The following is a 13,050-nucleotide window of genomic DNA, read 5'->3' as shown; positions in this document are numbered from 1 at the left end:
AAGACAACCGATCGATGGCGAACCAAATCCCGCCCGGTCACGGCACGAGCTTCCCAGGATTTAGGATCCCGCGAGGATCGAGCGCGGTCTTGATGGCGCGCATCACTGCCACACCCGCTTCCCCTGCTTCGCGGGCGACGAACGCACGCTTTCCCATCCCCACGCCGTGCTCGCCACTACAGGTTCCTCCCAGTGACTGCGCAATCTCCACGAGCTCGGCGCTCAAGGTCTCGGCCCGTTCGAGCTCGGCCGCGTCTTCCGGATCGATCAAAATCACGGTGTGGAAATTGCCGTCGCCCACGTGCCCCAGGATGGGAGCGATGAGGCCGGAAGCGTCGATCGCGGCGCGTGCCCGCAGCACCGCCTCGGCCAGCCTGGAGATGGGCACGCAGGAATCGGTGGTGATGCCGCGGCAACCCGGACGCAGGTTGATGCAGGCGAAATAGGCCTGATGCCGCGCCTCCCACAGACGCGACCGCTCCTCCGGGCGGCTCGCCCAGGAGAAGTCCTCGGCACCGTGTTCGCGGGCGAGTTCCCCGACGAGCGCCACCTGCTCCTCGATCGCGCGGGGCGAGCCCTGGAATTCGAAGAAGAGCGTGGGCGCTTCGGCAAGATCGGTCTTGCTGTAGCGGTTGATGGCGTGGATCGAGACCTCGTCGAGGAATTCGACCCGCCCGATGGGCACGCCGCTCTGGATGGTGCGAATCACCGTCTCCACCGCGGCCTGCATCGAAGGAAAACGCACCACCGCCACCGCCGAATCTTCCGGCAGGGGGTGCAGGCGCACCGTGATCTCGGTGAAGATGCCCAAGGTTCCTTCGGAGCCGACGAAGAGGCGCGTCAGATCATAGCCAGCGGAAGACTTCTTCGCCCGAGTGCCGGTACGCAGCACCCGCCCGTCGGCGAGCACCACTTCGAGCGCCAGCACGTTCTCGCGCATGGTGCCGTAGCGCACGGCGTTGGTGCCCGATGCGCGCGTGGCGGCCATCCCGCCGATCGAGGCGTCCGCCCCCGGATCGATGGGAAAGAAGAGCCCCGTACCCCGCAAGGCGGCGTTGAGCTGCTTGCGCGTCACCCCCGGCTGCACCACCGCGAGCATGTCCTCGGCGTCGATCTCCAGGACGTGATTCATCTGGGAAACGTCCACGCTCACCCCGCCATAGGGTGCGAGTACGTGCCCCTCGAGCGAAGTGCCCGTGCCGTAGGGTATGAGCGGCACACCGCATTCGGCGCAGGCACGTACTACTTCGACCACCTCCGCGGTGCTGGCGACGAAGGCCACTGCCTGTGGGGGTTGATCGGGGAAATGGGATTCGTCGCGTCCGTGGTGGGCCCGTACCCCCGAAGAGAGGCTGAAACGCTCGCCCAGACATGCCGTGAGCCGTGCCACGAGGGCGGGCGGTAATTCACGGCCCACCCCCATCGAGTCATTCATGTTCGCTCCCCCTTCACAGCGGCGCCGCGGCCATGTATTGATCGTAGCTGAGTTCCGAGAGACGGAACCAGGCGTATTCGTCGCGCAGGAACTTTTGATAGTGGGCGTTCAGCCGGCGGAAATCTTCGTTCTTCGCCTCGAACTCGGCAAAGACCTCTCGGCTCGCCTTGAAGGCCGCGTCCATCACTTCTTTGGGCATACGCTGGATCTTGGCGCCCTCGGCGATGAGGCGACGCAGCGCCTCGGGATTGCGCGCATCGTACTTGGCGAGCATTCGCGTGTGCGCGTCGGTGGCGGCGATGCGCATCGCTTCTCGATAGGCCTTTGGCAGGGTCTCGTAGGCTTTGGCATTGACGAGCAAAGTCACCTGCGCACTACCCTCCCACCATGCCGGATAATAACCATAGGGAGCGACGCGATGAAAACCCAGTTTCTGGTCATCATAGGGAGAGCTCCATTCCACCGCATCGATCGTCCCTTTCTCGAGCGCCTGATAGACCTCACCGCCGGGAATGGCCTGGGATACCGCCCCGAGTTTGCCGAGCACATGGCCGGCCATGTTGCCCATGCGCATCTTCAAGCCCTTGAGATCCTCGACCGAGCGAATCTCCTTGCGATACCACCCACCCCATTGGGTGCCGGTATTACCGAGCGGGAAGTTGACGATGCCATAGCGGGCATAGATCTCACGCAGGAGCTGCAATCCCCCGGCGTCGTACATCCAGGCATTCATCATGCGGGCATTCATGCCGAAGGGCAGGATCGCGTCGAAGGCGAACGCCTCGTTCTTGCCGATGAAATAGAAGGTGATGGCGTGCGCCATTTCCACCGTGCCGTTTTGCACCGCATCGAACACGCTCAGCGCCGGGACGATCTCCCCGCCGGCAGAGACTTCGATCTGGAAAGCGCCGTCGGTGAGATCGGCAATGTTGCGGGCAAAATCTTCGCTCACGCCAAAGAGCGTATCGAGCGAACGCGGATAGCTCGAAGCCAGACGCCAGCGGACGTTGCGCTGGGCCATCACGACGACCGGGGCGACGCCAGAAGCAAGAATTCCGGCCAACCCAGTCCCTTGGATGAAACGACGTCGTTCCATTTCCTCCTCCCATTATTTTTTATGGACAAATATATTTCACCGATCAGACTACAACAAAACGAGGGCGACGACAATCGACGCGAAAGATGCCATCTCGGCAGACGTAGGAGAAGACACTCGACGCGTTCAACTCACCTTGTTTTTTCATAGTACGCCAAATACCAAGCGACGAATTTCCCGATCCCCTCGCGCACGCTGGTCCGGGGGCGGTAGCCCACGGCCGCCTCGAGCTCGCTCGTATCGGCGTAGGTGTCGGGCACGTCGCCCGGCTGCAGGGGTAGGTATTCGCGCTTCGCTTTCCGGCCGAGCGCCTCTTCGAGCGCTTCCACGTACTCGATGAGCGGCACCGGACGGCTCGCGCCGATGTTGTAGATACGCCAGGGGGCACGGCTCGACGCCGGATCGGGCGCATCGCCCGACCAGTTCGGGTCGGGTTCGGCCGGCTTGGCGGCGAGCCGCAGCACCCCTTCGACGATGTCCTCGACGTAGGTGAAGTCGCGCGTGTGCCGTCCCTCGTTGAAGAGCGGGATGGGTTCGCCGGCGAGGATCTTGCGGGTGAAGATGAAGAGCGCCATGTCCGGCCGTCCCCAAGGGCCATAGACGGTGAAGAAGCGCACTCCCGTGGTCGGAATGCCGAAGAGATGGCTATAGGCGTGCGCCATCAGTTCGTTGGCACGCTTGGTGGCGGCATAGAATTGCAGGGGATGGTCGGCCGGCTGGTGTTCGGAAAAAGGCAAGCTGGTGTTGGCGCCGTAGACGCTCGAGGTGCTCGCATAGACGAGGTGCGGATGGGGCGTGGCGGCACGGCAGCATTCCAGCACATTGACGAAGGCGTCGATGTTGCTGTGCACGTAGGCGCGCGGGTTCTCCAGCGAATAGCGCACGCCCGCCTGTGCGGCCAAGTGGATCACCGCGTCGAACCGGTGCGCGGCGAAACAGGCTTCGAGCACTGCGCGATCGGCGAGGTCGGCGCGATGAAAGGTGTACGGCGTGCCGGTGCGCGCGGCCGTGGCCTCGAGCTCACGCAGCCGCGCTTCCTTGAGCGCGGGGTCGTAGTAATCGTTCACGACGTCGATGCCAACGACGCCCACCCCCCGTTCGAGCAGGGTGCGCGCCGCATGAAAACCGATAAAGCCGGCGTTGCCGGTAACGAGATAAGTGGCCATGCGCGAGCCTTTCGTCGTTGCGATCCGCGAAATTATAAGGTACGCTCATTTTCATCCTCGCCGCTTCGTGCGATCCCATGATCCCCTGGCTCGACCCGCGCCTCACTCCTCGATTCCCCTCGCCGCGGCTGGCGCTGCCCGAACCCAACGGCCTGCTCGCCGCAGGAGGCAGCCTTGCCCCTTCGTGGCTACTGGAAGCCTATCGGCAAGGGATCTTCCCCTGGTTCGCGGAAGGGCAACCCATCCTGTGGTGGAGCCCAGCTCCACGCCTCGTGCTCGAACCGCAGCGGCTACGGGTGCGCCGCTCGCTGCGCAAGGTGCTGCGCCACCGCGGTTTCGTCACCACGCTGGACGTGAATTTCCCGTCCGTGATCGCCAACTGCGCGCGGCTGCGCCCCGAGGGTACCTGGATCACGCCGGAGATGATCGACGCCTATATCCGCCTGCATGCGCTCGGCCACGCGCACAGCGTCGAAACCTGGCACGAGGGTCGCCTCGTGGGCGGCCTCTACGGCGTGGCCCTGGGAGGGGTTTTCTTCGGTGAGTCGATGTTCCATCTCGAGCCGGACGCTTCCAAGGTGGCGCTGGTGCGGCTGTGCGCCGAGTGCCGTGCGCGCGGCATCACCCTCATCGATTGCCAGATGAGCACGCCGCATCTGCGCTCGCTCGGCGCCGAGGAGATCTCGCGCGAAGAATTCCTCGCCCAGCTTGCCCGGCTCGTGCCCGAGCGCCCCACGCCACAGCGCTGGCAGAGCGAACTACCGGCCGTCGCACTCGCAGAGGGAACATTCTCCCGGGAGCCCCTTCCATGAGGCACGCCACTCCACCCGAGACGCTGCGTTTCTACCCCTCTCAGCCCTACCCGTGCCCTTATCTTCCCGATCGTACGGCGCGTTCCTGCGTGGCCACGCCGGCGCACCTCGTCGATGCCGCCACCTACGGCCGGCTGGTACGCGAGGGGTTCCGGCGCAGCGGCTACTTCTCCTATGGCATGATCTGCACCCAGTGCGAAGCCTGCGTGTCGGTGCGCGTGCCAACGGCGCGTTTTTGCCCCGACCGCTCGCAGCGCCGCACCTGGTTACGCTGGGTCGGCAAACTCGGCGCCACCGAGCAACCCCTCGTCTTCATTCCCGAGCACTTCCGCCTCTATCGCCGCTACGTGATGGCGCGCCACGACGAAGCCGACGAGGACGCTTCGCCCGAGAATTACGAACGATTCCTGCTCGCCTCGCACGTCGACACGCGCCTCGTCGAATTCCGCGCCCCCGACGGACGGTTGGTGATCGTGAGCCTCGTCGACGTGCTCGACGATGGGCTTTCCTGCGTCTACACGTTCTACGATCCGGAAGACCCCCGGGCGGGTTTCGGCACCTGGTCGATCCTGTGGCACATCGCCCAGGCCCAAGCGAACGGCATGCCCTACGTCTACCTCGGCTACTGGATTGCCCGCTCGCGCAAAATGGCGTATAAAGCACGCTTTCGCCCGCTCGAAGGCTACTGGCGGGGCCGCTGGCTGCCCTTCGAGCGTATCGAACCGCTCTTCCGGACCGTACCATGATCCCTTACTGCTTCGCCCGTCCGGCGCTCTTCGCGCTCGAACCGGAGACCGCCCACGACCTGACGATCCGCGCGTTTGCCACCCTGGGGCGGCTGCTGCCCCCGCCCGAGCCGCCCCGGCGCGCCCCCATCACCCTCATGGGCCTGGAATTTCCCAACCGCGTCGGGCTCGCCGCCGGGCTGGACAAGAACGGGGGGGCGATCGATGGTCTGGCGCGGCTAGGATTCGGTTTCATCGAGGTGGGCACCGTCACGCCACGGCCGCAGCCGGGCAATCCCAAGCCGCGGCTCTTCCGCCTGCCGCAGGCGCGCGCCCTCATCAACCGCATGGGATTCAACAACGACGGCGTGGACGCGCTGGTCGCACGGGCACGCGCTCGCCGTTGGCGCGGGATTCTCGGCATCAACCTCGGCAAGAATGCCGACACACCCCTCGAACGCGCCCTCGACGACTATGTCGCGGGACTGCGCCGCGTGTGGACCACGGCCGACTACGTGACGATCAACGTCTCCTCACCGAACACGCGCGCCCTGCGCGAACTTCAGCGCGGCGACTCGCTCGAGGCGCTACTCGGAGGGCTACGCGAAGAGGCCGAACGGCTCGCGGCGAGCCACGACAAGCGCACGCCGCTCGTGCTCAAGATCGCCCCCGATCTGGAAGAAACCGAGCTCGATCTCATCGCCGAAAAAGTGCTCGAATACCGCATCGACGGCGTGATCGCCACCAACACCACCATTTCGCGCGAGGGCGTGGCGCACCTGCCGCACGGCCAGGAAACGGGGGGGTTATCGGGCGAGCCACTGCGCGAGCGCGCTACCGCCGTACTCGCGGCACTCGCCCAGCGCCTTCAGGGGCAGGTGCCGCTCATCGCCGCCGGCGGCATCCTCTCGGGCGAAGATGCACGCGCCAAGCTGCGCGCCGGCGCTTCCCTCGTGCAGATCTACACGGGGCTCATCTATCGCGGCCCGGCGCTGGTGGAGGAATGCCTCAAGGCGACGGAGGAAGAATGCTGCCGATAGCTCCTTCTTGGGCGGGCAGAGCGGATGTCGCACCAGCTCCACCGGAATCGATGAGGGATTCGAGCCTGATCGTCACACGACGGTTCTTCTGCCGCCCTTCCTCGGTGGCATTGTCCGCGATGGGACGCTGATCGGCATAGCCTACCGCAGCGAGGCGGGACGATGCCACCCCTTGCTCCTCGAAGAGCCGCACGACCGCTGCCGCCCGCGCCGCGGATAGTTCCCAGTTGGAGGGATAGCGCGCCCCTCGGCGCAAGGGAACGTTGTCCGTGTGACCTTCGACCCAGATCGGCCCATCGCCGGCATACGCCAGAACGTTGGCCACTTGTCTGAGGATGGCGATCGCCATCGGGCCCAGCGTTGCTTCACCACTGGGAAAGAGGATGCCAGCTTCGATCTCCACGGTCACCCCGAACGCTCCCTCGCTCACCGTGACCTGACCGCTCTCGATCAAGGGCTGAAGCGCGGCACGCAAAGCCGAAGCGGCGTGGGCGGTGGTTGCAAGCGCCTGGCGCACCCGCTCTTCGCCGCGCTCGCTCCCCTGATCTCCCCGCTGCGGTACCGGCAGCGGTACGCCGCTGACGACGGCCGGTATCGGAATTTGCTCCTTCACTTCGCCGGTTTGGGGAACGATGACGCCAGCACGAAAGGCTTGGTGGAGGGATTCGGATAGAACGCGATATTTTCCCTCGTTGAGAGAAGACAGGGCGTACATCACCACGAAGAACGCGAAGAGCAATGTGATGAAGTCGGCATAACTCACCAACCAGCGCTCCAGATTCTCGTGTTCTTCGGAAGATTTCCTGCGCCTCGCCATGGTGCGCCCCGCTCAGGAGGAAGTGCCTGAACGAATCTCGGCCAGATACGAACCCATCCTGCTTTCGATCAGCCTCGGGTTATCCCCTTGGGCGATTCCCACGAGTCCATCGACGAGCATTTGGCGTTGCACCGTGAGCGTGCGGATGTGGGTCATCAGCTTCTTCGACACCGGGATGAAAATGAGATTGGCCGCGCCCACGCCGTAGATGGTGGCCACGAAAGCCACGGCGATGCCTGCGCCCAGCTGAGAAGGATCGGCGAGGTTTTCCATCACGTGGATGAGCCCCATCACAGCTCCGAGAATGCCGATGGTGGGAGAATAACCACCAGCCGATTCCCACACCTTGGCACGCAGTTTCAACTGTTCCTCGGCCATGTCGATCTCGGTCTCGAGCACCTCGCGCATTCGATTCGGCTCGATGCCGTCGACGAGTAGTTGGAGTCCTTTCTGCACGAAGGGATCCCTTTCCTGAGCGATCCGCGCTTCCAGCGACAAAAGGCCGTCACGCCGAGCGATACGCCCCCATTCCGTGGTTTTCTCGATGAGCGCATTGGAATCATCTGCGGGGGTGACGAAGACCCATTTGAGCAGACGCAAAGCGCCTACGAATATGGGCAAAGGGGTTTGCAACAGCACGGCTCCCGTCGTGCCGCCGAAGACGATGAGGAACGCCGTTGGCTGCAGCAGGGAGCCGATGTGCCCCCCTTCGAGGATTTGACCGATGACGATGGCCGCCAGCCCGAGGACGAGGCCGATGAGGCTGGTCGCATCCATCGTCGTCAGGTTTCATCCGCAGTGGTGTCGGGCCGCTCAGCAATACGGCCCGCTTTGGGCGGACGTCCTCGACGGGCCCGTGGCAGCGGGGATTTCACTCCCAGCAGGAAGGAGCGCAGGCGCAAAATGGCTTGCGCGTGCAGTTGCGACACCCGCGATTCGCTCACCCCGAGAACTGCGCCGACCTCTTTGAAATTGAGCTCGTGGTCGTAATAGAGCGAGAGCACCAGCTTTTCCTTTTCCGGCAAGTCGATGATCTTCTTTACCAATTGCGCCCGCAGTTCGGCCGACTCGGTGAGATCCTGGGGGCCCGGCTCGTCATCCCCGAGATGGCGCTCGAGAAAGTCCTCACCCGCCTCGGGTTCGTACATCAAATCGTCGAAATAAAGGATCTGGTGACCTTTGGCTTTGGAGAGCAGCTTTTGATAGGCTTCGAGTTCGATGCCGAGCGCTTCGGCCACCTCCCTCTCACTGGGCGCCCTCCCCAGGTGCTGCTCGAGCGCCGCGATGACCTCCTCGACGCGGCGCATTTCCTTGCGCAGCTGGCGCGGAACCCAGTCGTTCTCGCGCAAGGCATCGATCATGGCACCGCGGATACGAGCGAGCGCATAGGTTTCGAATTCGGCCCGATCATCGTCACGATAGCGCTCGATGGCCTCCACCAGCCCCATCATGCCGCATTGGACGAGATCGTCCAGCTCCACGTTCGGCGGCAAACGGTTGACCAGGTGCATGGCGATGCGCTTGACCATCGGCGCATACGCCCGTACCAGTGCCGCCATGTCCGGCTTGCCCGTCTCGTCCAGCATCCATGCGACCTTGCGTTTCGACGGATCGCGCGCCTCGGACCTACGCACGAACCCCGCCCACAGAGGGGATTTTCCCTCAGCTCGTATTTTTTTACCAGAGGGAGCCAACGCAGCCGTCACCATGATTTCGTCCCTGCCTTGGTTCCGACCGCCCCCGAGGGCCAACCGGGTGACTTGGCCATTCCCCCGTCCTCGCCGGTTATCGCCTGCCATGCGCGCGCATCAAGGGTTTCGAGCCGACTCCAGCCTGCCACCCGTAAAGAGAGTTTGCGCCACCATATTCCTTGCAACTCGCGCACGAAAGCCTCGGCCTCGGCGGCATCGCGACCACCCACCGTCACGACGCCGAGGCGCGATCGCCCATGCAAAGTGGCATCCTGAGCCCGGCCGAGCGCTTCACGCACGCCGTCGGCCGACAGTTCGGCCAGCACCACGGCACTCGGCGCACTCGTCAGAAAGGCAGACGCATCGGCCGCATCGCCCCGGCCCGCATGGACCAGCACCGTTTCGAAGGGTCGCAACAAGGTTTGAAACGAACGCAGCAGGCGCTCACGCCGCATCTCGTCGAGCAAGGGAAGCGCGAGCGCCGCCGCCTTCACGTTGAGATAACTCACGCCCCCGGGCAGCGCCACGAGGAGGCGGATCGCACGTTCGGTCGAGCCCAGGGCACTCAATAGATCGGCCGTGCGGCCCGCCCCGGCCGCCTCGGGTAGAGTCTGGCTGGAGACCGCTTCGTCGACGACGAGGACCGGTCCCGAGCGGCGCGCCAGCCGACGAGCGAGCCGCATCGTGTGATCCGCCCACCCCGCACCCGTGGAGAACACCGTACAGACGGTTGGCGGTCGCTGCCGGAAAAGCCGCCTCAGGGTTCCTGCCTGGTCTCCGAGTATTTCACGCATGACGCTCTCCTCGATCACGCCCCGACCGCCGCCGCCAACCACAATGCCGCCTCGTCGGCCGCCATCGTCACCCGTTCGGCTCCCGCACCGCGGAATGCCCGCTGCAACAGCCAGGCACGGTTGGGCAAGTGCAGATCCTCCGGGACGCGCTGTCCATTGGCGACGTAGTGCACGCGCAGTCGATGCCGGATCGCCACGTCCAGCGCCGCGGCGATCGTGGCCGCCTCGTCGACCTTGGTGAAGATGCAGCCGGCAAGCCCTTCGCCGCCAAACGCGCGGGCGACGTCGTCGAGCGTATCGCCCCGGCTCGTGGCGTTGAGGCACACGAGCCGGCGCACCGGCCCCGCGCCCATGAGCATGGCCACCTGCTCGGTCACCGCCTTGTCGCGCTGGCTCATGCCGATGGTGTCGATGAGCACCATGTGTCGGCCACGCAGCTCACTGAGCGTGGCACGCAGATCGTTCGCGTCGCGCGCGGCAAACACCGGCACCCCCAGGATACGCCCATAGATGCGCAGCTGTTCATGAGCGCCGATGCGGTAGCCGTCGGTGGTGATGAGCGCCACCCGCGCCGCGCCGTGGCGCACCACGCAGCGGGCGGCGATCTTGGCGGTGGTGGTCGTCTTGCCCACGCCCGTCGGGCCGACGATGGCATAGACGCCGCCGCGGTCGATCAGATCGTCGTCGCTGCCGACCACCTCCAGCCGCGCCCCCAACCGAGCCATGGCCGCTTCGCGCGCGGCGTCCCAATCCTCGGTCGCCTCGATGCGATCGCACACCTCGCGCGCAAGCGCCGGCGAAAATCCCGCCTCCAGCATCTCACCGAGCAGCCTCGCGCGGGCCGGCGCCTTGCGCACCGCTTCGTTCCAGGCGAATCCGGCGAGTTGCCGCTCGATCATCTCCTGGATCTTGCCCAGTTGCCGTGCGAGCAGGGCGTTTTGTTCCTGCAGGGCCTCGATGCGGCCCTCCAGCGCCGGCGAAGACGGGGGCTCGACGGGCGCCGCACCGAACCAACCCGGCTCGCGCAACGGTTCCGGTACTGGCGGCTCCTTGCGCGCCGCCTCCATCGCTCGGCGAATGCGCTCGGCCTCCTCCTCTTCCTTACGCACGACGTATTCCGGTGTCTCCATGCGCGGCGGAGCGAATGGCTTGATCTCGGGGGCACTGCGCCGCTGCGGTCCGCGAGAGGAGAGCGTCACCACCGGCTCTTCCTCGGGGGCAGACGCTTGGGCATAGGCCGCGGCCGCGGCCCGCTTGCGCCCGCCTGCCGACTCAGCCTGCCGAGGCGCCGTCGCGGCGGCGCTCGACCCACCGGGCAACGCCCCCACCGCGTCGGCCGGCAGCGCCAGAATCTCGACGCCACCCTCGACGGAGCGGTTCGCCAGAACGATCGCATCCGCGCCCAGTTCCTGTTTGAGCTGCCGCAGCGCCTCACGGGCTGTCGGTGCGAAATAGCGTTTGACGTCCATCTGGCTGCTCCCCCATGCACGGGCCGTCCGGTTGGCCCCTCGATCCCATTATCGGCGGCTGCCCTCTGGGCTCGTCGCATGAAAAAAGCGGGGTAAACCCCGCTTTTCTCCGGCCGACGACGGGTGCATCACGACGCGGGCGAACCGATCATCTCCACGATCTCGATCGAGCGCTCCTCGGGCATCTCGCTGGTGGAGATCACGCGCAGCGTCGGCACGGCACGGCGCAAGAAACGGGCGAGCAACCAGCGCAGCTGCGGCGGCACGAGCAAAATGGGCGCCAGCCCCTGCTGCTCCAGACGTTGCACGGCCAACCCGCTCTGGCGTAGCAAAGTGTCGGCCAAACCCGGTTCGATCGCCCCCGGCTTACCTCCGCCCGCACCCACGGCCTGCATCAGGATACGCTCGAGCGCCGGATCCAGCATCAAGACGGGAACCTTGCCGCTGCCGGGTGCGAGCGACTGCACGATGGCACGTCCCAAGGCTTCACGCACCCGGCTGGTGAGCTCCACCGGATCCTGCGTCTTCGGCGCCCATTCGGCCAAAGTTTCGAGGATGGTGCGCATGTCACGGATCGCCACCCCTTCCTCGAGCAGATATTGCAGCACCTTCTGCACCGTCGTCACCGGCACCACGGTGGGCACCAGGTCCTCGACGAGTTTGGGAGATTCTTTCTTGATGCGATCGAGCAGTGCCTGCGTCTCCTCGCGACCCAGCAGTTCACCGGCATGCTCGACGAGTACCTGGTTGAGGTGCGTGGCAATGACCGTGGCGGTATCGACCACCGTATAGCCCAACGCGTGCGCCCGCTCGCGCAGCCCGGCGTCGATCCACTTCGCCGGCAGGCCAAAGGCGGGATCCTTACCGGGTCGCCCCTCTATCGGGCCGAGCACTTGCCCCGGATCGATCGCCAGATATTGCCCGGGATAGACTTCGCCGCTGCCGATCTCCACCCCTTTGAGCAGGATACGGTAGGCGTTGGGCCTGAGTTCGAGATTGTCGCGGATATGGACGGGTGCGGGCAGAAAGCCCACCTCCTGGGCAAACCGCTTGCGCAGCCCCCGGATGCGCTTGAGCAGCTCCCCGCCTTGCGACTGATCGACGAGCGGGATGAGACGGTAGCCGATTTCCAGTCCCAGGACGTCGACCGGCTGCACGTCGTCCCAGCTCGCCTCGATCACCTCTTCCTGCGGCGCAACGGCGGCAGGCGCAACGGTTTCCGGCTCCTCCGCTAGCCGACGTTCGTTCGCCCAACGTTTCCATGCCATCCACCCCAGGGTGCCCCCGATGAGCAGGAAAACGAAGTTCGGCATCCCGGGAATCATGCCCATCACCAAAAGGATACTGGCCGCCAGAGCCAACACCTGCGGGTTGGTGAAGACCTGCTGGATCAACAACCCTCCCAGATCCATCGACTCCTCGCCCACCCGCGACACCACCATACCGGCGGCGATCGACACCATCAGCGCCGGAATCTGCGCCACCAACCCATCGCCGATCGTCAGGATCACGTAGGCATCGGCCGCGCGCGACAGATCCATGCCGTGACCGACCACCCCGACGATGAGCCCGCCCAGGATATTGATCAGCAGGATCAGGATTCCAGCCACCGCGTCGCCGCGCACGAACTTCGACGCACCATCCATCGCGCCGTAGAAATCGGCCTCCTGCGAAATTTCCTTGCGCCGGCGCCGCGCCTCCGCTTCATCGATGAGACCGGCATTCAAATCCGCGTCGATCGCCATCTGCTTGCCGGGCATGGCATCGAGGGTGAAGCGCGCACTCACCTCGGCGATGCGCCCGGCACCCTTGGTGATCACCACGAAGTTGATGATCACCAGAATCACGAACACTACGATGCCGATGGCCATGTTGCCACCGACGAGGGGTTGTGCAACCTTTTTTCTGTAAATTTCCGTGGTGTTGGTCATGACGCCGGGGTTACGGGTTGAGGTTGAGATAGACCTTGCCGGTCATCCACTCGTCGTCGAGTTCGGCGAGCAGC

Annotated in this window: 11 protein-coding genes and 1 pseudogene; 3 read left to right on the top strand and 9 right to left on the bottom strand. The window is 65.0% G+C overall.

Annotated features, from left to right (window positions below; genetic code table 11):
• Positions 1 to 37 precede the first annotated feature (37 nt).
• The 3 genes from EPD81_RS04675 to EPD81_RS04665 form a co-directional block, all read right to left on the bottom strand.
• Positions 38 to 1,435 carry an FAD-binding oxidoreductase gene (locus tag EPD81_RS04675; protein ID WP_142804298.1) on the bottom strand — a complete coding sequence of 466 codons (1,398 nt, stop codon included), beginning with the start codon at positions 1,433 to 1,435 and terminating at the stop codon, positions 38 to 40.
• Positions 1,436 to 1,448: 13 nt separating this feature from the next.
• Positions 1,449 to 2,531, bottom strand: a complete 1,083-nt coding sequence (locus EPD81_RS04670; protein WP_142804297.1) for a TRAP transporter substrate-binding protein — start codon at positions 2,529 to 2,531, stop codon at positions 1,449 to 1,451.
• 131 nt (positions 2,532 to 2,662) lie between these two features.
• Positions 2,663 to 3,697: an NAD-dependent epimerase gene (locus EPD81_RS04665; protein ID WP_142804296.1), complete on the bottom strand. Its 1,035-nt coding sequence runs from the start codon at positions 3,695 to 3,697 to the stop codon at positions 2,663 to 2,665.
• Positions 3,698 to 3,774: 77 nt separating this feature from the next.
• On the opposite strand from EPD81_RS04665, the gene aat reads away from it, so the two are divergent.
• Genes aat through EPD81_RS04650 form a run of 3 tightly spaced genes read left to right on the top strand, consistent with a single transcriptional unit; the run spans position 3,775 to position 6,274 of the window.
• Entirely contained in the window at positions 3,775 to 4,509 is a 735-nt protein-coding gene (gene aat, locus EPD81_RS04660) for a leucyl/phenylalanyl-tRNA--protein transferase (protein ID WP_142804295.1), read from the top strand.
• Positions 4,506 to 5,255: an arginyltransferase gene (locus EPD81_RS04655; protein ID WP_142804294.1), complete on the top strand. Its 750-nt coding sequence runs from the start codon at positions 4,506 to 4,508 to the stop codon at positions 5,253 to 5,255. Before aat ends, EPD81_RS04655 begins: the two co-directional genes overlap by 4 nt.
• On the top strand, positions 5,255 to 6,274 hold the full coding sequence (locus EPD81_RS04650) for a quinone-dependent dihydroorotate dehydrogenase (RefSeq protein ID WP_142804502.1): 1,020 nt from the start codon (positions 5,255 to 5,257) through the stop codon (positions 6,272 to 6,274). The genes EPD81_RS04655 and EPD81_RS04650 overlap by 1 nt, the downstream gene beginning before the upstream one ends.
• On the opposite strand, the gene motD is transcribed toward EPD81_RS04650, so the two are convergent.
• From motD to EPD81_RS04620, 6 genes and pseudogenes are all read right to left on the bottom strand, one after another.
• The gene (gene motD, locus EPD81_RS04645; RefSeq protein ID WP_142804293.1) at positions 6,243 to 7,091 is read right to left on the bottom strand and encodes a flagellar motor protein MotD; all 849 of its coding nucleotides are present in this window, start codon (positions 7,089 to 7,091) and stop codon (positions 6,243 to 6,245) included. The two genes, EPD81_RS04650 and motD, sit on opposite strands and share 32 nt — an antisense overlap.
• Positions 7,092 to 7,103: 12 nt before the next feature.
• The gene (locus EPD81_RS04640) at positions 7,104 to 7,868 is read right to left on the bottom strand and encodes a flagellar motor protein (RefSeq protein WP_142804292.1); all 765 of its coding nucleotides are present in this window, start codon (positions 7,866 to 7,868) and stop codon (positions 7,104 to 7,106) included.
• A 5-nt stretch (positions 7,869 to 7,873) separates the two neighbouring features.
• Positions 7,874 to 8,677 (bottom strand): RNA polymerase sigma factor FliA, encoded by an 804-nt coding sequence (locus tag EPD81_RS04635; RefSeq protein ID WP_142804291.1) that lies wholly within the window; start codon positions 8,675 to 8,677, stop codon positions 7,874 to 7,876.
• Between the two features lie 116 nt (positions 8,678 to 8,793).
• The gene (locus tag EPD81_RS04630; RefSeq protein ID WP_142804290.1) at positions 8,794 to 9,576 is read right to left on the bottom strand and encodes a hypothetical protein; all 783 of its coding nucleotides are present in this window, start codon (positions 9,574 to 9,576) and stop codon (positions 8,794 to 8,796) included.
• Positions 9,577 to 9,590: 14 nt separating this feature from the next.
• Complete coding sequence (gene flhF, locus EPD81_RS04625) at positions 9,591 to 11,045, bottom strand: flagellar biosynthesis protein FlhF (RefSeq protein WP_142804289.1); 1,455 nt, start codon at positions 11,043 to 11,045, stop codon at positions 9,591 to 9,593.
• A gap of 128 nt (positions 11,046 to 11,173) precedes the next feature.
• Positions 11,174 to 12,931: pseudogene (locus tag EPD81_RS04620) on the bottom strand (flagellar biosynthesis protein FlhA); the annotation flags it as partial.
• Positions 12,932 to 13,050 lie beyond the last annotated feature (119 nt).

This window comes from Tepidiphilus sp. J10 (assembly GCF_006980785.1).
Lineage (GTDB): Bacteria > Pseudomonadota > Gammaproteobacteria > Burkholderiales > Rhodocyclaceae > Tepidiphilus > Tepidiphilus olei.
This window is presented reverse-complemented; position numbering and strand designations above follow the sequence as displayed.